The sequence below is a fragment of the Cellulophaga algicola DSM 14237 genome (assembly GCF_000186265.1).
GTDB classification, from domain to species: Bacteria; Bacteroidota; Bacteroidia; order Flavobacteriales; family Flavobacteriaceae; genus Cellulophaga; species Cellulophaga algicola.
The window spans coordinates 4,135,343-4,156,609 of record NC_014934.1; the positions used below are offsets into that span (position 1 = coordinate 4,135,343).

Annotated in this window: 19 protein-coding genes and 1 tRNA gene; 8 read left to right on the plus strand and 12 right to left on the minus strand. The window is 33.8% G+C overall.

Annotation, left to right across the window (positions count from 1 at the left end; all coding sequences use genetic code 11):
• The first annotated feature begins 169 nt into the window (after positions 1-169).
• The 3 genes from CELAL_RS18005 to CELAL_RS18015 are packed head-to-tail and all read left to right on the plus strand — an operon-like array spanning position 170 to position 4,340.
• Positions 170-1,633 carry a DUF262 domain-containing protein gene (locus CELAL_RS18005; RefSeq protein WP_013552321.1) on the plus strand — a complete coding sequence of 488 codons (1,464 nt, stop codon included), beginning with the start codon at positions 170-172 and terminating at the stop codon, positions 1,631-1,633.
• Positions 1,633-3,456 (plus strand): DUF262 domain-containing protein, encoded by a 1,824-nt coding sequence (locus CELAL_RS18010; protein ID WP_013552322.1) that lies wholly within the window; start codon positions 1,633-1,635, stop codon positions 3,454-3,456. The genes CELAL_RS18005 and CELAL_RS18010 overlap by 1 nt, the downstream gene beginning before the upstream one ends.
• A 47-nt stretch (positions 3,457-3,503) precedes the next feature.
• Complete coding sequence (locus CELAL_RS18015; RefSeq protein WP_013552323.1) at positions 3,504-4,340, plus strand: GIY-YIG nuclease family protein; 837 nt, start codon at positions 3,504-3,506, stop codon at positions 4,338-4,340.
• Between the two features lie 241 nt (positions 4,341-4,581).
• Here the strand turns inward: CELAL_RS18015 and CELAL_RS18020 are convergent.
• Positions 4,582-4,666, minus strand: a tRNA-Ser gene (locus CELAL_RS18020).
• A 223-nt stretch (positions 4,667-4,889) separates the two neighbouring features.
• On the opposite strand from CELAL_RS18020, the gene CELAL_RS18025 reads away from it, so the two are divergent.
• Both CELAL_RS18025 and CELAL_RS18030 read left to right on the plus strand, forming a co-directional pair.
• The gene (locus CELAL_RS18025) at positions 4,890-5,522 is read left to right on the plus strand and encodes an NAD(P)H-dependent oxidoreductase (protein ID WP_013552324.1); all 633 of its coding nucleotides are present in this window, start codon (positions 4,890-4,892) and stop codon (positions 5,520-5,522) included.
• 85 nt (positions 5,523-5,607) lie between these two features.
• Complete coding sequence (locus CELAL_RS18030) at positions 5,608-6,801, plus strand: DegT/DnrJ/EryC1/StrS family aminotransferase (RefSeq protein ID WP_013552325.1); 1,194 nt, start codon at positions 5,608-5,610, stop codon at positions 6,799-6,801.
• Here CELAL_RS18030 and ribB read toward each other — a convergent pair.
• The 11 genes from ribB to CELAL_RS18085 form a co-directional block, all read right to left on the minus strand.
• Positions 6,798-7,919 (minus strand): 3,4-dihydroxy-2-butanone-4-phosphate synthase, encoded by a 1,122-nt coding sequence (ribB, locus tag CELAL_RS18035; RefSeq protein WP_013552326.1) that lies wholly within the window; start codon positions 7,917-7,919, stop codon positions 6,798-6,800. The two genes, CELAL_RS18030 and ribB, sit on opposite strands and share 4 nt — an antisense overlap.
• Before the next feature lie 15 nt (positions 7,920-7,934).
• Positions 7,935-9,347, minus strand: a complete 1,413-nt coding sequence (locus CELAL_RS18040; RefSeq protein WP_041557800.1) for an LptF/LptG family permease — start codon at positions 9,345-9,347, stop codon at positions 7,935-7,937.
• Positions 9,348-9,419: 72 nt separating this feature from the next.
• Entirely contained in the window at positions 9,420-10,061 is a 642-nt protein-coding gene (locus CELAL_RS18045; RefSeq protein ID WP_013552328.1) for a LolA family protein, read from the minus strand.
• A 9-nt stretch (positions 10,062-10,070) separates the two neighbouring features.
• On the minus strand, positions 10,071-12,488 hold the full coding sequence (locus tag CELAL_RS18050) for an FtsK/SpoIIIE family DNA translocase (protein ID WP_013552329.1): 2,418 nt from the start codon (positions 12,486-12,488) through the stop codon (positions 10,071-10,073).
• 63 nt (positions 12,489-12,551) lie between these two features.
• Positions 12,552-12,920, minus strand: a complete 369-nt coding sequence (locus tag CELAL_RS18055; RefSeq protein ID WP_013552330.1) for a diacylglycerol kinase — start codon at positions 12,918-12,920, stop codon at positions 12,552-12,554.
• Complete coding sequence (tpx, locus tag CELAL_RS18060; RefSeq protein ID WP_013552331.1) at positions 12,913-13,419, minus strand: thiol peroxidase; 507 nt, start codon at positions 13,417-13,419, stop codon at positions 12,913-12,915. The genes CELAL_RS18055 and tpx overlap by 8 nt, the downstream gene beginning before the upstream one ends.
• Positions 13,420-13,552: 133 nt before the next feature.
• On the minus strand, positions 13,553-13,810 hold the full coding sequence (locus CELAL_RS18065; RefSeq protein ID WP_013552332.1) for a DUF6952 family protein: 258 nt from the start codon (positions 13,808-13,810) through the stop codon (positions 13,553-13,555).
• Positions 13,791-14,105: a thioredoxin family protein gene (locus CELAL_RS18070; RefSeq protein ID WP_013552333.1), complete on the minus strand. Its 315-nt coding sequence runs from the start codon at positions 14,103-14,105 to the stop codon at positions 13,791-13,793. The genes CELAL_RS18065 and CELAL_RS18070 overlap by 20 nt, the downstream gene beginning before the upstream one ends.
• A gap of 52 nt (positions 14,106-14,157) precedes the next feature.
• A complete protein-coding gene (locus CELAL_RS18075; RefSeq protein WP_013552334.1) occupies positions 14,158-14,802 on the minus strand; it encodes a peroxiredoxin in 645 nt (214 codons plus the stop codon).
• A 238-nt stretch (positions 14,803-15,040) separates the two neighbouring features.
• A complete protein-coding gene (nhaC, locus tag CELAL_RS18080; protein WP_013552335.1) occupies positions 15,041-16,546 on the minus strand; it encodes a Na+/H+ antiporter NhaC in 1,506 nt (501 codons plus the stop codon).
• Positions 16,547-16,617: 71 nt separating this feature from the next.
• Positions 16,618-17,838 (minus strand): aminotransferase class I/II-fold pyridoxal phosphate-dependent enzyme, encoded by a 1,221-nt coding sequence (locus tag CELAL_RS18085; protein WP_013552336.1) that lies wholly within the window; start codon positions 17,836-17,838, stop codon positions 16,618-16,620.
• Between the two features lie 243 nt (positions 17,839-18,081).
• Here CELAL_RS18085 and CELAL_RS18090 point away from each other — a divergent pair, with 243 nt between their 5' ends.
• The 3 genes from CELAL_RS18090 (at position 18,082) to mgrA (ending at position 21,216) form a co-directional block, all read left to right on the plus strand.
• On the plus strand, positions 18,082-18,543 hold the full coding sequence (locus tag CELAL_RS18090; protein WP_013552337.1) for an Lrp/AsnC family transcriptional regulator: 462 nt from the start codon (positions 18,082-18,084) through the stop codon (positions 18,541-18,543).
• A gap of 90 nt (positions 18,544-18,633) precedes the next feature.
• Positions 18,634-20,040, plus strand: coding sequence for a dihydrolipoyl dehydrogenase (gene lpdA, locus CELAL_RS18095; protein ID WP_013552338.1), 1,407 nt, complete (start codon positions 18,634-18,636; stop codon positions 20,038-20,040).
• A 165-nt stretch (positions 20,041-20,205) separates the two neighbouring features.
• Positions 20,206-21,216: an L-glyceraldehyde 3-phosphate reductase gene (mgrA, locus tag CELAL_RS18100; RefSeq protein WP_013552339.1), complete on the plus strand. Its 1,011-nt coding sequence runs from the start codon at positions 20,206-20,208 to the stop codon at positions 21,214-21,216.
• The last annotated feature ends 51 nt before the right edge of the window (positions 21,217-21,267 follow it).

Genomic DNA, 21,267 nt, shown 5'->3' on the forward strand with positions numbered 1-21,267 from the left:
TGATAGATTTGAAAATTTAGATCAATTATTAATAGCTATTCAAAATTGTCTAAGTGATATGAATATTATAATAAGTAGAATTAAAGATAATAAGATTTCTATACTACCAGCTTAATCAAATAAAACACATGATTTTGACTATTATTAAATAATGTAAAACTGCTATAATTTGAAAGTAAAAGAAAAAATAATACAGGCAGAAATAAAAAAGGTAAATGCTGTATTGAGTCAAAATTTACAAATACCAGTGTATCAAAGACCTTATCGTTGGAAGCCTAAAAATGTCGCACAATTATTAGAAGATATTTATGGTAGTTGGAAACAAGTAAAAAGTGCTTATAGAATTGGTAGTGTTATTTTATTTGAAAATTTAAAGAATAAAGATGATGGCTTTAAAATTATTGATGGGCAACAACGTATTACAACATTACTTTTAATTTTATGCCAGTTAGACTCTCCAGAAGCTATAGCTTTATCTAAAAAACTAAAATTTAACCATAGCGATTCTGAAAAATGCATTCGTACCAATAACGAATTTATAACCTATTGGTTACAAGAAAATGTAGCGCAGGAAAAAGCAGACTTTCTAAACTATATTACTAAATTCTGCGAGTTTGTAGAGGTGAGAGTAACAAAACTTTCAGAATCTTTTCAAATGTTCGATTCTCAAAATAGTCGTGGTAAAACATTGGAACCTTATAATCTTTTAAAAGCCTATCATATTAGAGCAATGGAAGATGAACAAGCTACCAATGCAGATAAAATGAATAGCGACCGAAGATGGGAAAATGCGACGCGTTTTGTTATAGACCCATTAAACACTAAAGCCACACCACAAGATATTTTAAAGCAGCTCTTTAATGAGCAATTGTATAGAACAAGAATTTGGAGTAAAAAGCAAGCTGCTTTTGATTTCAGCAAAGATACTATAGACGAGTTTAAAGGGCACACCATTAGGTCAAAAGAAGAAATGGAATATCCGTTTCATAATAGTAATCTACTTCACTCCGTTGCGCTAAATTATTTTAATGGTTTACAAGTTCAGGTTAAAGGAATGAAATCTCGTTTTAACCAAAAACACTTAGCTAACGTTAATGATTTTGTATCTATAAATCAGCCCATTTTAAACGGGAAGTCTTTTTTTGATTACATAGAGTCTTATGTAGAAATATACAAGCAACTTTTTATCCATAATGAAGAAGTTTCTTTCTTAAAAGAATTTAAAGGCTTTTATGAGGTGCATTGCAATTATCCAAAAAGTTATAGAACAGGAGACCAGTACTTAAAAGAGCTTTATAAATCGCTTGTTATATTACTTTTTGATAAATACGGAGAAGATGGTGTAAACAAGTATCATAAAGAATTGTATGCCGTTGTGTATCGTTTACGTCTAGAAAAACAACAAGTAAAATATGCTGCGGTAGCGAAGTATCCATCAGAGATGGAAATTTTTACTATCATAGAACAAAGTAAAAACTATTTTGAATTAAGAACGCTAAATGAGATTGCAAAAAGGGATATTATCTGTACTAAAGAAGAAGATGTAATTATTCGTTTCTTTTTAGATTTTGGAGTTAAAATAAGCTCAGGTAAAAGTGAAATAGATTTATCAAAATTCAATCTTGATAACTAATGGAAGTAAAATATTTAAATAAGAGTATTCGCGAAATATTTCAATCTAATTATGTGGTGCCTTTATATCAAAGAAACTATGCTTGGGCAGATGATGAAATACACCTATTACTTAGAGATATTTACGAGAACTATAGTAAAAACCCAAAAGGATTTTATTTTATTGGTACACTAGTCGTTTTAAAAAGAAAAAATGGAGATTTTGAAGTTATAGATGGTCAGCAAAGACTAACAACACTCTCATTAATAGCTAAGAAACTAGATTCTAGTTTACATACCTCTAAGTTACAATACGATTCTAGACCAGAAGTAGAAAGCTTTCTAAGCACCTATTACCAAAGAGGAGAAGTCGCAACTACAACTACCAATCATTTAGTATCACACTTTAATGAAGCTATTGAGTATATAGAAACAGTAGATTTAAAAGTAAAAGAACCAAATGAAACACTGCGATTTATAGATTTCTTAAAAGAAGATGGTATAACAGGTTTTAAAGAATATTTTTTTAACCAAGTACAGTTAGTAAAAGTAGAAATACCTTCAGATATTGATGTAGCTCATTATTTTGAAGTGATGAATAATAGGGGAGAGCAATTAGAAGAACATGAAATAGTAAAAGCAAGGCTTTTAGACAAGATTAAAGACAATAAAAGCGGTACTGCTCAATTTGCAAAAATATGGGATGCTTGTTCACAAATGAATAAACCAATACAACGATTATTTAAAAAAGATAGAGCTCATTTTTTTGGAGAGAATTTTAATAGTTATCATTTTAAAGCTGATGAAGACATCAATGAAGATGATTATAAAGACACTTTCTTAAGTATCCATCAAATTTTATCTGGAGCATCTATTTTAGACATAGAGGAAAGCAAAGATGTAGATAAGAAAGAAGATTTTGAAGCTATTATTGATTTCCCTAATTTTTTAATGCACGTTTTAAAACTGTATTTTTCAGAAGTTAAAGACATTCCATTAAATGGTGATGAATTATTAAAACGGTTTGAAGGTTTAGAAGACGAAATAGATGCGTTAAAGTTTATTAATAAGCTTTTGTTTTACAGAGTTGTTTTTGACCGATTTATAGTAACCGTTATAGAAGATGAAAAATCTGAAGACAATACAAAATGGGTTTTACAGAAACCTAAAATGTATTATTACGAAAAGAAAAAAACTAAAAAGTTACAATACGAAAACACGTTTAAAGATTTGCAAGAGTCTATTATTAAATGTCTCTCCATGTTGCAAGTAACCTTTAGAACAAAGAAGTATAAAAATTATTTACAAGAGATTTTAAGTTGGTTTGGTGATGCAGAAGATTTAGAAATAGAGTCTAAAGAATTCTTAAAGAAATTAAATACTTTGGTGATTAATACGTTTAACGAGAATAGAAATTATGATGAAGTTGTAAAAGAGCCTCATTATAATAAAGGAACAAGTACACCTCACTTTCTTTTTAATTTTATAGATTATTTATACTGGACAGAAAATCAAAGCAATTATAGTTTTGAATTTAAATATAGAAACTCAGTAGAGCACCATTTACCACAATCCTATAGAAATGAATCTAATATAGATGTTTTGGACTGTTTAGGTAATTTATGTTTGGTTAGTAAAAGTGGAAATTCTAAAATGAACGATGAATCTCCAAAAGGAAAAGCTGACGAGACAGGAAAATATTACAAGGAAAGTTTACCTGCAAAACAGCTAATTATGTATAAAGAAACTAATCAAAAGCATAAATGGGAGCGAGGAGAAATTTTAAAGCATTATTATGATGTATTAGAGTTATTGGAAAGAAGAAATGAAATTTTAAGCCTATAGATTTTATGATTTCATTTAAAATAATTATGCTTAATTAAATTAAAAAAATGCGACCACAAACCATACAAATATTTCTACCAGACGGTTCACCAACGAGTATTCGTGAAGCAGAAATAACAAGCAGATTAGTTAAAGCTATATTATTTCCTAGGAATAAAATGCAAGAAGTAAGCCAACGTGAAATGGTGCATTTCACAGGGGTGTATTTTTTATTTGGTACCTCAGAAGATGGGACAAAACCAATGGTTTATATTGGAGAGGGTGAAGATTGTTTTAAGCGTATCCAATCGCATAATAGAAATAAAGATTTCTGGACCCATTGTGTTATTGTAGCTTCTAAAACAAATGATTACAATAAAGCAGATAGTAAGTTTTTAGAGCATTACTGCATAGATAAAAGTAAGGAAATTGATAGGTATAAATTAGATAACGATACCGGTTCTAATAGATTATACATTTCTGAAAGTAGAGAGCACGATTTACTTGATAACTTTGAAACTGCAAAAATTTTACTGGCTACTTTAGGATATCCAATATTTGAAGAAAAACGAAAAGCAAAAAGTAATAAAGAGTTGTTTTATTGTCAAGGTAAAGATGCATACGCAGTTGGTGAGCTAACAGATGATGGCTTTTTGGTGTATAAAGAAGGGAAAGTAAACCTAGAGCCAACCAAAGGCATGAATAAATGGATAGGGATATTAAGAAATCGCTTAATTGAAGAGGAAATTCTTAAAAGAGATAATAATGTTTATGTTTTCCAGCAAGATTTTATATTTAATTCCCCCAGTGCTGCGGCTGCAACAATTTTAGGGCGCTCGGCTAATGGTTGGACCTCTTGGAAAGACAAAAACGGCTTGACTTTGGATGAAATTAAAAGAAAATAATTTTTAATTAAGGCTAATAGAATTGAGTGATAATTTTGCAAACATTTAATAATCAAGTTAAATTTAGAAGAAGGAGGGATTCACTTCGTGCATCCCTTGATCTCCACACCTTACAATAAAGCTCAAATTGCTAACGCAATTTATGGGCTTTTTTATTTTAATTAATTTACAAAAACGATGTTTTTGACATTTCTTAAAATAAAAAAGCCCAATACCTTTCGGTATTGAGCTTTGCTCTAAGCGGAGAATGAGGGATTCGAACCCCCGGAGGTGTGACCCTCAACAGTTTTCAAGACTGCCGCATTCGACCACTCTGCCAATTCTCCTGAGTGCCTCATCAGGTATTCCCTGATTGCGGGTGCAAATATATAAACCTTTTTTAAATATTAACCCTGCTTTTGAAAATATTTTCACATTTTTTTCCTTTAAAATGCTAATGCAGCTTTAGCAGTCTATTTTTTAGCGAATTACGAAGGCGTATCATTTAAAAAAAGTAATTTTACAGCAAGGCATTGTACTATTTACGCTGCTTATATTTAAAATTAGTTAATGAATTCGAGTATAGACTCTCTACAATGGCGTTATGCCGTTAAAAAATTTGATGCCACTAAGCTTTTAAGTGAAACTAAAATAGACCTTCTAAAAGAGGCTTTTAACCTCACGGCAACTTCGTATGGCTTACAGCCTATAAAACTTGTGGTAGTACATAATAAAGAGCTTCAGGAGAACTTAGTGGCACATTCTTATAACCAACAGCAAGTAGCACAAGCTTCGCATCTTTTGGTTCTTTGTATTGAAACCGATATCTCTGAAGCCTACATTAGAAATTATTTCAACTTAATTAAAAAAATCCGAAACACCAGTGATGAAATTTTAATGCCGTTTCAAGACTCGTTAATTAGCTCATTTTCAAAAATGTCTGGAGAAGAGAAAAAAGCTTGGGCCATCAAACAAGCGTATTTAGCCCTAGGAAACTTATTGACGGTGTGTGCCTTAGAAAAAATAGATGCTTGCCCTATGGAAGGTTTTATTCCTTCTAAATATGATGAACTTTTAGGGATAGAGGATATGAACTTAACTTCAGTATTAGTACTGCCAGTAGGGTATAGGGCAGTAGATGATTTCTTTGCTACTTTACCAAAAGTTAGAAAGCCATTAGCAACGGTAATTATAGAACGCTAATTAGTTGCCATATTGGTTTGAAAAACGCTGCAAATCCGTTTAATTTGCAGCCGCAATTTATGTTAACTTAATAATAGAAAAAAATATGCCAGGATTTGAATTATTCGGAGATGCGGAACGTAAAGAAGTCAATGAAGTTTTAGATTCTGGAGTACTCATGCGGTATGGTTTTGACGGAGCCCGTAACGATTGGAAAGCTGTTAAGTTAGAAAAACTTTTAGCCGAGCGTATGCAAACGCAATATGCGCAATTGGTAAGTAGTGGTACTGCTGCTTTAAGCGTAGCACTAGTCAGTGCAGGTGTTGGTGCTGGTGATGAAGTGATTATACCTACATTCACCTTTGTAGCTACTTTTGAAGCGGTCTTGGCCGTTGGTGCTATTCCTGTTTTAGTAGATGTAGATGAAACACTAGGCCTAAACCCCAAAGCGGTTAGAAATGCCATTACAGAGCGTACAAAGGCCATTATGCCCGTACATATGTGTGGCTCTATGGTAGACCTAGATCCTTTGGTGGTATTGTGTAAAAAATACAGTTTAGTTTTAATAGAAGACGCCTGCCAAGCTATAGGAGGTTCTTATAACAACAAACCACTAGGGAGTATTGGAGATATTGGTTGTTTTTCTTTTGATTACGTAAAAACAATTACCTGTGGTGAAGGTGGCGGATTAATTACGAATAACAAGGATTATTATAGGCATGCCGATCATTATTCAGATCACGGACATGATCATATCGGAAAAGATAGGGGAGCAGAGGGGCATCCTTTTCTAGGGTATAATTATAGAATATCAGAATTACATGCTGCTGTTGGAGTAGCCCAAATTCAACGCTTGGATGAATTTCTAGCAACTCAGAAAAAATATTATTTAATTTTAGAGGAAGCCTTAAAAACGATTCCTGAAGTTACCTTCCGAAAAATTCCAGAGGGTGGTGTGCAAAACTACTCTTTTATTAGTTTCTTTCTTCCTACAGAGACCGAAGCAAAAGCTGCCCATACCTCGTTAGGGCAACATGGCGTAGATGCCTCTTTTTATTGGTTTGATAATAATTGGCATTACCACACTAAATGGGAGCATTTAAAAGAATTGAAGTCTTTAAATCAGTTTTCAGACAGCATAGAAAAAGCTGTTTTTAGTTCTGAAGAAAAAGATTTCTCTGCTTCTGACCAGGTAATCTCACGCACCATATCTTGCCTAATAAAATTAAGCTGGACGGAAGCGCAAGTACATGCCAGAGCAAAAGCTATGGTAGCTGCTATTAACGTAGTTTTGGGTTAGTACGAAACGTACTCCACAATTTCTAATCCGTAACCAATAATACCTACACGTTTAGATTGTACCGTATTGGTTAATAATTTTACTTTAGAAATATTAAGGTCATGTAATATCTGAGCGCCAACGCCAAAATCTTTGGCATCCATTTCTATTTTGGGTGCTTTAATTTCACCTTTAGCTTGTAGCGCTTTAAGGCTTGATATTCTGTTTAATAGATTCAAGGATTTACTTTCTTGATTGATAAATAGAAAGGCGCCTTTGCCTTCTTTGTTTATCGCATTAAACATATCTTCTAGCTTCTTATCAGGGTTGTTTGTTAAGGTGCCTAAGATATCGTTGTTGATTAACGTAGAGTTAATTCTAGTTAGAATTTTATCTTCCTTTTTCCAGTTCCCTTTAGTTAAGGCTATGTGTATTTGATCGTTTGTGGTTTGTTGGTAAGCACGCAATCTAAATTCTCCAAAACGTGTGGTAATCGTGAAATCTTCTTTTTTCTCGATCAAACTATCATGCTCCATACGATAGGCAATTAAAGACTCAATAGAAACAATTTTTAAATCGTGTTTCTTGGCTACTTCCATTAATTCTGGAAGGCGCGCCATAGAACCATCTTCGTTCATGATTTCTACAATTACACCCGCTGGTTCTAAACCTGCTAAGCGTGCAAAATCTATGGCTGCTTCGGTATGCCCTGTTCTGCGTAAAACACCACCTTCTTTAGCTACTAAAGGAAAAATATGACCAGGACGCGCTAAATCAAAAGGTTTGGTTTCGGGATCTGTTAATGCTAAAACCGTTTTAGCTCTATCTCCCGCAGAAATTCCGGTAGTAACGCCTTTACCTCGTAAATCTACAGAAACTGTAAAAGCGGTTTCCATATGGTCTGTATTGTTGCTTACCATCATAGGTAAACCTAACTCTTTGCATCGGCTTTCGGTTAAGGGAGTACAGATAAGTCCGCGACCTTGTGTAGCCATAAAATTGATTACTTCAGGAGTAGCCAATTCTGCCGCTGCTAAAAAATCGCCTTCATTCTCTCTATTCTCATCATCAACAACGATAATAACTTTTCCGTTCTTGATATCGATAATAGCTTCTTCTATAGAATTTAGATGCGTCATATTTTCCATACTTTTTTATTTTCTACTAGGCATTAGTTTTTTAAAGCCATTTTTAAACAGGTCTATCACCACTCCAAAACTGATTAAACCTTTGTCTTCTGTTGCTCTTTTTGTTAGAAAGACACCTAAGGGTAACATAATTAACGTGGAGGTCCAAGCGCCAATAATGGGGCTCATATTCCCATCTTTAGCGTAGTTTTCTGAAAATACGCCAATAAAATAATAGGTTAGAAATAAGAGAATAGCCACGACCATAGGTACTCCAAGTCCGCCTTTACGGATAATAGCTCCTAACGGTGCTCCTACAAAGAATAGAACGATACAAGATAATCCTAAAGCAAATTTCTTGTGTAAGGACACAATATGCATATTGTATATTTTGTAGCGTTTATCTAATTCGTCTTTCTTACTGCGTATAGAAGCTAAAATATTGGTAGTGGTATTTTTTGCTGCGTTTAAGATTTGACTTTTCTGATATTCTGGATAAAGACTAACAATATTCAAGGTATCAAACATTGCTTTTTGTAATAGCAATGCATCTTTACTCAAAGGTTTAAAATTAGCATTGTCTAGACTATCTTTTTTTGATAAAATGGCAAAAGCTCCCGCTCTGTTGTAAATACTTTTAGAAAAGGTTTCTACAATGATAAGGTTATTCTTTTTGATAGAATCGGCATCTTTTATCAACCGCATTACATTTTTCATCTTATCGGTTGTCACCGATCTATCTTCTTCTAAATTAACATCTAATTTAGAGATATCTTGGTTAATAGTATAGATTTCAAAACTAGACTTAGCAAAAGGATATTTGCGATTCTCTGTAGATTTCTTTTTGGTAATATCTTCATAGTAATGGCCATCTCTTAACACTAATTTTAAAATATCAGACCCTTCACTACTTACTAATTCTCCCGTTTTGGCTTTTATTACGGTATTATTTATGCTATTATCAGATTTTCTATGAATAATAACATTTTCTAAGAAACGATCATTATCTCCGTACTTACGGTCTACCTTCATATTCATATTAGTGCCTTCTAAATCACTAAAAGCACCTTCGACAATAGCGGTAGACGGTTTAACTTGACCTATATTTTTTCGAAGATTGTAAATTTTTTGCTCTGAAGCAGGGATAACACTATTGGCAAAATAAAATACGACTACGCCCAATATGCAAACAAAAATAATTAAAGGACGCATAGAACGTTGCAAGGAAATACCTGAGGCTTTCATCGCGGCAAACTCATAGTTTTCTGCAATAGAACCAAAGGTTAATATAGAGGCTAATAGCACAGTTAATGGAAGTACCTTCTCCATAAGATTAGGCATTATATAGAATAGAAATTTAAGGATAATCATGACATCCAGACCTCTACCAGCCAAATCGTCTATAAACAGCCAAATCGTTTGAAATACGAAGATGAGCATCAGTATTGCAAACGAGCTGAAGAAATTGTATAAGAATCTACTTAATAAATAACGGTCTAATATTCTCAATGCTTAGTTTCTTATGATGTAGTAGCCTTCTTTTTTGTACTTAGCTTCATCAAATGTAAATAAGCTTTTTGATAAAGGTTGGTTTGTTTTAAAAGAATTAACAGTGATGGTTGTTTTAGTCCCGTTTTTACCCGTTTCTATTAATTTATAGATATGTTTTGTTTCGGCATCAATACCTAATAAGATATTTTTAATTTCAGAATTAGTATCAATAGGTGTTAATTTCACGAATTGAATTTTTCTACCTTGAATATTCTGTAAAATATCCATTTCATAATTGTGTCCTTTTTTGTAGAAAGTCAACATTTTTGATGGCGTAATGGTATTTTCTTCTGCAGACTTGTCTTCAATGGTTACCTCTTCATTTTCAGGAACAATAGTGTATACTTTTGCCCCGTCAAACAATTGTTGAGATCCTAAATAATTAAATAAATATTTATCGCCTTGCATGGTAACATCACCACGCGTTTCTTGGTTGATATTCGCTTCTTTATTATTTAAAGCATATTTAAAATCTACGTAAATATTGTCATAACTTTTTACCTTGTTGTATACATCATCCAACAACGTTTTTGCTTTTGCTGAGTTTTGAGCCATAGATAGGGCAGAGGAAAAAAGTGCTACTAAAACAATAATCTTTTTCATAATCAAATTTTATTTTTTTTCGTTGTTAAAAATTACTTCAAGAGCGGCCATATCTGAAACATACACCTGTCTGGCTTTACTGCCTTCAAAAGGTCCTACAATTCCTGCGGCTTCTAATTGATCGATAATCCGACCTGCTCTATTGTAACCTAATTTCAATTTTCTTTGGATTAAAGAAGCTGATCCTTGTTGTGCAATAACTATAACTTCTGCAGCATCGCGGAATAAAGCATCTCTATCTGTAATGTTATTATCAAGACTTGTGCCAGATTCATCACCTTCATACTCTGGAAGTAAATGTGCATCCGGATATGCTCGCTGAGACCCTATGAATTCTACAATTTTAGCCACTTCAGGAGTATCAACAAAAGCACACTGAATACGTGTCACATCATTCCCTTGGGTATACAACATATCACCACGACCAATAAGCTGATCTGCGCCTTGTGCATCTAAAATAGTACGTGAATCTATCTTAGAGGTTACTCTAAAGGCAATACGCGCAGGGAAGTTAGCTTTTATAATCCCTGTAATTACGTTTACAGAGGGGCGTTGTGTGGCAATAATTAAGTGAATACCAATGGCACGCGCAAGTTGCGCTAAACGAGCAATAGGTGTTTCTACTTCTTTACCAGCCGTCATAATCAAATCTGCAAACTCATCAATCACTAAAACAATGTACGGTAAGAACATATGGCCATCATTCGGATTTAATTTACGCGCTTTAAACTTTACATTGTATTCTTTAATGTTACGTACCAATGCCATTTTTAGCAATTCATACCGATTATCCATTTCTATACAGAGGGAATTTAAGGTGTGAATAACCTTGGTATTGTCTGTAATGATAGCATCTTCTGAATTAGGTAGTTTCGCTAAAAAGTGACGTTCTATCTTATTAAAAAGTGTTAATTCCACCTTTTTTGGATCAATCAAAACAAATTTAACTTCCGCAGGATGCTTTTTGTATAATAAAGAAGTTAGTACCGCATTTAAACCTACAGATTTACCTTGACCGGTAGCTCCTGCCATAAGCAAGTGAGGCATTTTGGCTAAATCTACTACGAAGGTTTCATTACTAATGGTTTTACCAAAAGCAATAGGCAATTGCATTTCTGCTTTTTGGAATTTACTAGAGGTGATTACAGAACGCATAGAAACAATAGTTGCATTCTTATTGGGTACTTCTATACCTATAGTTCCTTTTCCTGGGATAGGTGCTATAATTCGAATCCCTAATGCAGCAAGAGATAATGCAATATCATCCTCTAAGTTTTTAATTTTAGAAATACGTACCCCTGCTTCTGGAACAATCTCATATAAAGTAACCGTAGGACCAATAGTAGCTTTAATTTGAGCTATTCCTATTTTGTAGTTTTTTAAAGTTTCTACAATTTTATTTTTATTCTCTTCTAACTCTTCTTGGTTGATGGTAATTCCTCCTGTTACTCCATGTTGATCTAATAAATCTATGGTTGGGAATTTATAATTACCTAACTCTAAAGTAGGATCAAATTCTCCGTAATCTTCTACCAACTTACTGGCTAAATTATCAGTTTCTTCTCCTTCCTCTACTATTTTTTCAACCTGCATTGGAAGTTCTTCCTCAATAACTTCTTCTTCAACAGGAATGGTAACCTCAAAATCTTTAGTTATAATAGTTTTAGTTTCTGGCTTAGCTTCTGCCTTGGTTTCTCTTTGGGTTTCCATTGCTGGAATATCCTTTTTATGGGTATAGGTATCTATTACTTTTTGTTTTTCTTCTTTTTTGATAAGCGCTTCTATTTCTTCATCAGAATAAGTTTCCGCAGCATCATCTTCAAACTCCTTTGAAAGAGAACTTTTCTTTTTCTGATAATATGCGGTAAGATGATCTGGTGTGAGTTTAAATAAACGTACCATAATTACAATAAGACCAAATAACAAGAGAAGAATTACGCCTAATTTACCGACATAATCTTGCATAAAATCATTCATTTCATAACCTACCAAGCCACCTAATAGCGGTCTTTTTTCGGCAAAGAAGCCTAAGGTTAAAGATATCCATATAATAAATACTAATCCCCATATCCATTTTCGGAGTAACCCTGTATCTTTTAAACTTAAAAACAGACGCAACCCACTTACAAAGAAAAGAAAGGTAAAAATTAAAGAAGCAATCCCGAAGCCTTTATAAACGAAGAAATGACTTATGCCCGCTCCAAATTTATTCAGTAAATTTTTTGCTTCTTGATTTCGGTTAGAAAATTCTGATAGCAAGCTTTGATCATCTTGCCAAGTAAAAAAGAAAGAGATGAAAGCAAAAAAAAGTGCTACACTAAAAAGCATGATTAAGCTTCCGAGTATAATTTTATTTTGTTTTGATAAATTTAAAGACACCTTTTTCTTAGGAGGCGTTGATTTTGAGCTTTTTGACTTTTTTGCCATTAAATCTTTTATTCTAGAGGGCTAAAATACAAATTTACCTTGTATGCGAAAGGTAATACTGTTCTAAAAAAACTTAGGGAGGTATATAATTAATCCAATAATGGTAGAAGCTATAGAAACTAGCATTACAGCACCAGCAGCAATATCTTTTATAAACCCAATTTTTTCATCAAATTCTGGTTGAATATAGTCTGATATTTTTTCAACAGCGGTATTCATCCCCTCAACACCAAGCACTAAAGCAATAGCGAATATTTGTAAAATCCATTCTGTTTTGGTAATCTCAAAATAGAAACCAGCACTCGTCATTACAATAGCAATAAAAACTTGAATTTTTATACTTGCTTCTGTTCGGATTAAAAGCATGGCTCCACGTAATGCGAAGCCAACACTTTTTATTCTATTTACTAAAAAAGATTCTTTTTTAGGCATTTACTAAGGCTTCAAGTGCAGCTTTGTAATTAGGCTCTTCTGTTGTTTCTGCAACCTGCTCTGTGTAGATTACTTTTCCTTCTTCATCTAAAACAACTACTGATCTAGAAAGTAAAGGCGCTAATGGTCCGTCTGCAAAAGATACTCCATAATGAGTACCAAAATTACCATCTTTAAAATCAGATAACATTTCTACATTATTTAAGCCTTCTGCACCACAAAAACGAGCTTGTGCAAAGGGTAAATCTTTAGATACACATAAAACTACAGTGTTCTTTAATTCTGATGCTTCTGTATTAAACTGACGTACAGATTGTGCACAAGTACCCGTATCTACACTTGGGAATATGTTTAAAACTACTTTTTTTCCTTTGTACTGTGCTAAATCTGCACTTGATAGATCGTTTTTAGTAAGTGTAAAACTTGGAGCAGAAGAACCAACTGTTGGTAAACTTCCTATAGTATTTAATTTATTTCCTTTTAAGGTTACAATAGCCATAATTATATTTGTGTTTAATTCTGTGTGAAATTATAAAATTTATCTTTTAAATGTTAAAATTGCTTTGAAAAATTTTAAATAAAAAAAAGCCCATTCGGAGTACAAATGGACTTTATAATTTTAAGAGGTTTTATTATTTATCTATTGACCCCATTACTCTTTGCATGAAACTATTTAAAGCCTCTTTTTGAGTAGCTCCGTTTTTAATGGTTTTATGTACTTCAAGTGCACCGTACATGTTAGAGATTAATTCTCCGATTACATCAAGTTCTTCATCTTTTAGAGAAGAAACTTCTGTAAGTGCTTCAAGTGTTTCTATAGTTTCTAAAACGTAATCTTCATCATTTTCCTGTATGAAGTTCGTTAAATGTTTAATTACTGGTAACTTCACTGATCAATTCTTTTAATACATCATACTTATTCGTTTGTACCTGCTTTTTTAATTTCCCGCCAGAGAAAGCAGCAAATGTTGGAAGGTTATCCACATTAGCTAATTTCCTAGATTCCGGAAATTTCTCAGCATCAGCGATTACAAACGTGATGTTTTCGTTTGTAGTTGCTTCTTTTTTAAATTTAGGCTTCATAATACGACAATTACCGCACCAAGTAGCAGAATACTGAACCACAACATTTTCATTCTGGTCAATAATTTCTTGTAAATTATCTTGTTCTAGTTCTAAAATCATAAGACAGATTTTTAAATTAACCCCAGAACCATAAGTAATGGGGTTTTTAAATTTAGTTAATGTGATTTGCTAAATAATCTTTAGTTCCTTTAGCATTAGCTTGCATAGCATCTTTACCTTCTTCCCAGTTTGCAGGACAAACTTCGCCGTGTTTCTGTACGTGTGCATATGCGTCAATCAAACGTAAAAATTCATTCACGTTTCTACCTACTGGCATATGGTTAACGCCTTCATGGAATACAGTACCTTCTTCATCGATTAGGTAAGTAGCTCTATAGGTTACATTATCACCTTCTACAGTAACAACACCTGTTTCATCGTTGTATTGCTCGTTAGTGATATCTAAAATACCTAATGTAGAAGATAAATTTCTGTTGCTATCTGCTAATATTGGGTACGTTACCCCTTCAATACCTCCATTGTCTTTTGCCGTACTTAACCAAGCAAAGTGTACTTCAGGAGTATCACAAGAAGCACCAATTACTATAGTGTTTCTTTTTTCAAATTCTCCTATTGCAGCTTGAAAAGCATGTAATTCTGTAGGGCAAACAAAAGTAAAATCTTTTGGGTACCAGAAAAGAACAACTTTCTTGTTATTTTTTTGAGCCTCTTCTAAAACATTTATTTTAAAAGTATCTCCTAAATCATTCATTGCATTTACGCTTAGACTTGGAAATTTTTTACCTACTATTGACATATTCTATATAATTTTATGTGTTATTATCTACGGTAAAATTAAGATTAGAAAAGGAGAATAGGCGCAATAAATATTTAAAAAATTGATAGGTCTATACTATTTATTGATGGTGGAAACCACATCCAACAAATAGTACGGAGTTGCTATATTTAAGCGTGGAATTTTACGATATTAGTAAAAAGGAGCTTATTATACGGCGATTATCACAGCATGGTAGTGTTCTGGTTTTGAAGAATTTTTATTTCGTAGTATTTTCTTTCTTCTCTCCGGTTACTAATCGTTTGATTTTGATGTTGAAACCAGCAAAGATTAAGGTCATAATAGGACTCAACCAGTTAAAGATGGCAAACACGAGGTAATCTACGACAGGAACTCCTAAAACACTACTGTGGTAAGCACCACAAGTATTCCAAGGGATTAATACAGAAGTAACCGTTCCAGAATCTTCTAGAGTTCTACTTAAATTTTCAGGAGCTAAACCTTTATCTTTATAAGCTTTAGCGAACATTTTTCCAGGGACTACAAGAGCTAAATATTGATCTGATGCAGTTACGTTTAGTGCGATACAGCTTGCTACCGTACTAGCGAATAAACTAAAAGTAGATTGTGCTAAGCTTAGTAAAGACCTGCTTATTCTTGCAAGAGCACCAATCCCATCCATAATACCCCCAAATACCATGGCACAAATAATTAACCATATGGTTCCTAACATACCCGCCATTCCTTTTGACGCAAATAAATCGCTCAAAGCAGCATTTTCTGTTGCAATAGCTGTTTTTACCGTGATAGCATTTAAAATACCTTTGTAAGCGGACTCAAAAGTTAATGAGGTTGCCCCCGTAAGATTCATTACAATCTCTGGCTGAAAAATAATAGCAAAAACGCCCCCTAATAAGGTGCCTACTAATAAGGCTAAAAGAGGTGGTGCTTTTTTTAATATCAATACAATAACAACGACAGGAACTAAAAAAAGCCATCCTGTAATATTAAAGGTAGCGTCTATGGAATTTAAAATAGATTGTGTATCTGCTGTTCCTGTAGTGTCAATATTAAACCCAAGAATTATAAAAACGATAAGTGTAACGGTTATGGTGGGTACCGTTGTGTAAAACATATATTTAATATGCGTAAACAACTCTCCTCCGGCCATAGCAGGCGCTAGGTTAGTGGTATCACTTAAGGGAGACATTTTATCCCCGAAGTAAGCTCCTGAAAGTATAGCGCCGGCAGTCATCCCTAAAGGAATCCCTAAGGTATTACCAATACCGATTAGTGCAATACCTACAGTTGCAGAGGTCGTCCAAGAACTACCTGTAGCCACCGAGATTACCGAACAAATAATGACACATGCCGCCAAAAATATAGTTGGATTTAATACTTGTAATCCGTAATAAATCATTGATGGGATGATACCACTCACCAACCAAGTACCAGAAAGAGCGCCCACCATAAGTAATATAAGTAGTGCCCCTGAAGTCGATTTTAGATTTTCGGCAACTTCAGCCATCATCTGTTCGTAGCTAACTTTATTAAAAAAACCTACAATAGCTGCGACTGCACCTCCTAATAACAAGATAAACTGATTAGAGCCACTCAGCGCATCATCACCAAAAACAAAAACATTATAAGCTAACATGCCTACTAATATGAATACCGGGATTAAAGCTTCCCAAATGCTTAACTCTTTATTTTCTACAATGTGTTCATTTTCAGGCCCCGAAGGATTCAAGCTTTGATTTTGCATTAAAAATGTGATTTGTTATTCCGTAATAATACGATTTTGACGGTATTCCTGCAAGTGTGTTAAACGGTATTTTATGCGATTACATTTTCTGAAGTTAGAATGTTAAGTTCTTCCATGCATGCTTTCATAATTTTATAGGTGCGCGTAATATCATCATCTAAACCAATGGAAAAACGAATTAAGCCTTCGCCTAGTCCCATTTCCTTCTGTTCCTCCATAGGAATTTCTGAAGAAGTAGAGCTGCCAGGAGCACTAAAGAGGGTTTTGTAAAAGCCAAGGCTTACCGCTAAATAGCCTAGGTTTTTATGTTGCATTAATTCCATTAAGCTGTTCGCCTTTTCTAGGGTGCCAACATTTAAAGTAAGCAGGCCACCATACCCATAAGCACTATTCATTTGTTTGTTCATGGTTTTATGACCGGGATGCGATGCTAAACCAGGATACGAAACGGTTAACCCATCTTCCTGAAACTTTTGGGCTAAATAAAGTGCATTCTCCGCATGTTTTTTCATTCTAATGTGTAGCGTCCGCATGTTTTTCAAAATAGAAGCAGCGCGTAAACTATCTAAAGTACTACCTAATAACATGGCAGCGCCGCTATTTACATCTTTTAAACTCGTACAGAAATCTGTAGTACCACAAACAACACCAGCAACACAATCACTAGTCCCATTAATAAATTTTGTTAAACTATGAATCACCACATCGGCACCTAATGTACCAGGTGTAATCGCTAACGGAGAGAAGGTATTGTCTACGATTAAAGGGAGCTTATATTTTTTTGCTAATTTTGATAGCGCTGCAATATCTGCTACTTCTAATAACGGATTGCTTACTGCTTCACAATAAATCATTTTGGTATTGGCGGTAATTGCTTTTTCTACAGCCTCAAGACTTGTGGTGTCTACAAAAGAGGTTTTTATATTGAATTTTTTAAGGAAATTCTTCATAAAAGCATAAGTCCCTCCATAGATGGTTCTACTGCTTACAATATGGTCTCCAGCATCGCATAGTTGTAGGATCACGGAAGTAATTGCGCCCATACCGCTAGCATATACATTAGCGGTTTCTGTACTTTCTAATGCGGCTAAAGCCTCGCCCAAGTACAAATTAGAAGGAGTGGAGTGTCTGCTGTATAAGTAACAACCTTCCGTATTTCCTTCAAAGGTATCAGACATGGTTTTTGCTGACATAAACGTATAGGTAGAAGAATCTGATATAGATGGATTTACTCCTCCAAACTCTCCAAAATACTGTACATCTTGTAAACGATCTGCTGCTTTGTGGCTCATAGCTAATTTTTTATGTGGTTATTATAAAATTGTAATCCGCCAATCCAAATAGTAACAAACAATAAAAAAAAACAGTCTTGGCGGATATATCAACATTCTAATCTTTTATAAAATTAGTCATACCCATAAAATATATCAACGTTTACTGTTATTTACAGATTATAAAACTATAAATAATATATTTTGTAGATTTATAGTTTAAATAAGATGTCAAAATTCTTAAAATGGTGAAAATATATCCGTATGAAATTAGATGAAATTGATGCAAAACTGCTCAACCTACTTCAGGCAAACAGTAAAAAAACAACTAAGGAGTATGCAAACAATCTAAATCTATCTGTTACAGCAGTTTATGAGCGGATTAAACGCTTAGAGAAATATGGTGCTATAGAAAAATATGTAGCCTTAGTTAGTAAGAAAAAGGTGAATAAGGAATTTACGGTGCTATGCCATGTAAAATTGGCACAGCATACCAAGGACTATGTTACCGATTTTGAAAAGGAAGTTGTAAAATTAAAAGAAGTGGTAGAATGTTACCATATAAGTGGTGATTATGATTATATATTAAAAGTACACGTTACCAATATGGAAGCGTATAGAGATTTTATGGTTTCTAAATTAACAGCCATTAGTCATATCGGGAGTACACAAAGTTCATTTGTTATTACAGAAGTTAAGCATACCACAGCAATTGCCATATACTAGTTTAATATAACAGAAGTTTAGTGTTTTGAAGGCTTCTATGCCAGAAATTAATACTAATTTTGTTATGTTTATAAAAATTAATTCAAAATTATGAGTTTATACGATGTAGCCATTATTGGTTCTGGTCCAGGTGGATATGTTGCAGCTATACGCTGTGCGCAATTAGGAATGAAAACTGCGATTATTGAAAAATATAGCACTTTAGGAGGAACTTGCTTAAATGTAGGGTGTATTCCTTCTAAGGCTTTATTAGATTCTTCGCATCACTATGAGGATGCTATAAAGCATTTTGAAGAGCATGGAATTGAGATTTCTGGTGAAATAAAACTGAATCTTGAAAAAATGATTTCTCGCAAGCAAAGCGTTGTTGATATGACAACAAAGGGTATTGAATTTTTGATGAGTAAAAATAAAATTGATGTTTTTACAGGAACAGGAAGTTTCAAAGATGCTACTCATATTAACGTTGCTAAGAATGATGGTACTACGGAAACGATAGAAGCAAAAAATACGATTATTGCTACAGGTTCTAAACCGTCTACATTACCATTTATCAAATTAGATAAAGAGCGTGTTATTACCTCTACAGAAGCGCTTGAGCTAAAAGAAGTGCCTAAACACATGATTGTTATCGGTGGTGGTGTTATAGGTTTAGAGCTAGGGCAAGTATATAAAAGACTTGGAGCAGAAGTTACGGTTGTTGAGTTTATGGATCGTATAATTCCAGGAATGGATGGTGCATTATCTAAAGAATTGATGAAAGTGCTTAAAAAGCAAAAAATTAAATTCCAACTTTCTCACAAGGTAAAATCTGTAGAGCGTAATGGGAATGAAATTATTGTAAAAGCTGATAATAAAAAAGGGGAAGAAATTACCTTTACAGGAGATTATTGTTTAGTTGCAGTAGGTCGTCATGCCTATACTGATGGATTAAACCTTGAAGCTGCTGGTGTTAAATTAGAAGAAAGAGGTAGAGTAGCGGTAAATGGGCAGCTACAGACGAATGTTTCTAATATATATGCTATTGGAGATGTTATTAAAGGTGCAATGCTAGCGCACAAGGCAGAGGAAGAAGGAACTTTAGTTGCTGAAGTATTAGCGGGTCAGAAACCACATATTGATTATAACTTAATTCCAGGTGTTGTTTACACATGGCCAGAAGTTGCAGCCGTAGGGCAAACAGAAGAGCAATTAAAAGAAGCTGGTATTGAATACAAAGCAGGTTCTTTTCCTATGCGTGCTTTAGGACGTTCTAGAGCAAGTGGTGATACAGACGGATTTGTGAAGATCCTTGCAGACAAAAAAACAGATGAAGTTTTAGGAGTGCATATGATTGGTGCTCGTGTTGCAGATTTAATTGCTGAAGGTGTTACAGCAATGGAGTTTAGAGCTTCTGCTGAAGATATCGCAAGAATGAGTCATGCACACCCAACTTATGCTGAAGCGGTAAAAGAAGCTGCACTTGCAGCGACTGAAGATAGAGCGCTACACGTGTAATCTAAAATAGAATTCATATAGGCCTATCGAAATTTATATACTCGTTTTATCAGTATTTAAATTTGATAGGCTTTTTTATTTTTAATAAAGTGCTTAATTTCTTTAAAAGAATGTTGAGTTCATAGAATAAAAAAATAATAGGAAGGAATATTTAAAATCTCATAGATGCAGATAAATGACAAAACAGGAATAAAAAACTACCTAGCTCAGCCCAATAGGTATGATTCTATGACGTATAATCGGGCAGGTAAAAGTGGTGTTTTGCTTCCTGCAATATCATTAGGCTTATGGCATAATTTTGGTTTTGTAGATAACATTCAGAACGGACGTGAGGTTTTAAGAACGGCCTTCGATTTGGGAATAACCCATTTTGATTTAGCTAATAATTACGGACCACCTTATGGTTCTGCAGAAGAAAACTTTGGAACAATCTTTAAAAAAGATTTTCAATCGTATCGCGATGAGTTGTTTATTGCCTCTAAAGCAGGTTACGATATGTGGCCTGGCCCATATGGTAATTTAGGATCACGTAAATATTTAATCGCCAGTTTAGATAAAAGTCTAAAAAGAATGGGATTAGATTATGTAGATATTTTTTATCATCATAGACCAGATCCAGATACTCCTTTAGAAGAGACAATGGGAGCTCTTGCAGATATTGTACGTCAAGGAAAAGCACTTTACGTTGGTATTTCTAATTACGAACCAAAAGAGACTAAAGAAGCTGCCAAATTATTAAAAGAAATGAAAGTTCCTTTTATACTGCACCAAGCTAAGTATTCTATTTTTGATAAATGGGTAGAAGATGGGCTGCTAGATACTTTAGATGATGCTGGCGTTGGTTGTATTGCTTTTTCTCCGTTAGCGCAAGGAATGCTTACCAATAAATATGTAAATGGTATTCCAAAAGATTCTAGAGCAGCTAAAAACTTTACGTATTTAGAAACTACGCAAGTACAAGAGAATCTTGAGAAAATAAAAGGATTAGCAAAAATAGCTGACGAACGTGGCCAAAAATTATCGCAAATGGCGATTGCTTGGTTATTAAAAAGACCAACAGTTGCATCAGTACTTGTAGGAGCTAGTTCTTCCAATCAATTAAAGGAAAATGTTGCAGCCTTAAATAATCTTGAGTTTTCAGATAAGGAAATAGAAAAGATTAATCAGTTTTCTTAAACTTAGATAAAAATCATAATTAAGCATAAAAAAAACCATCTAATTAGATGG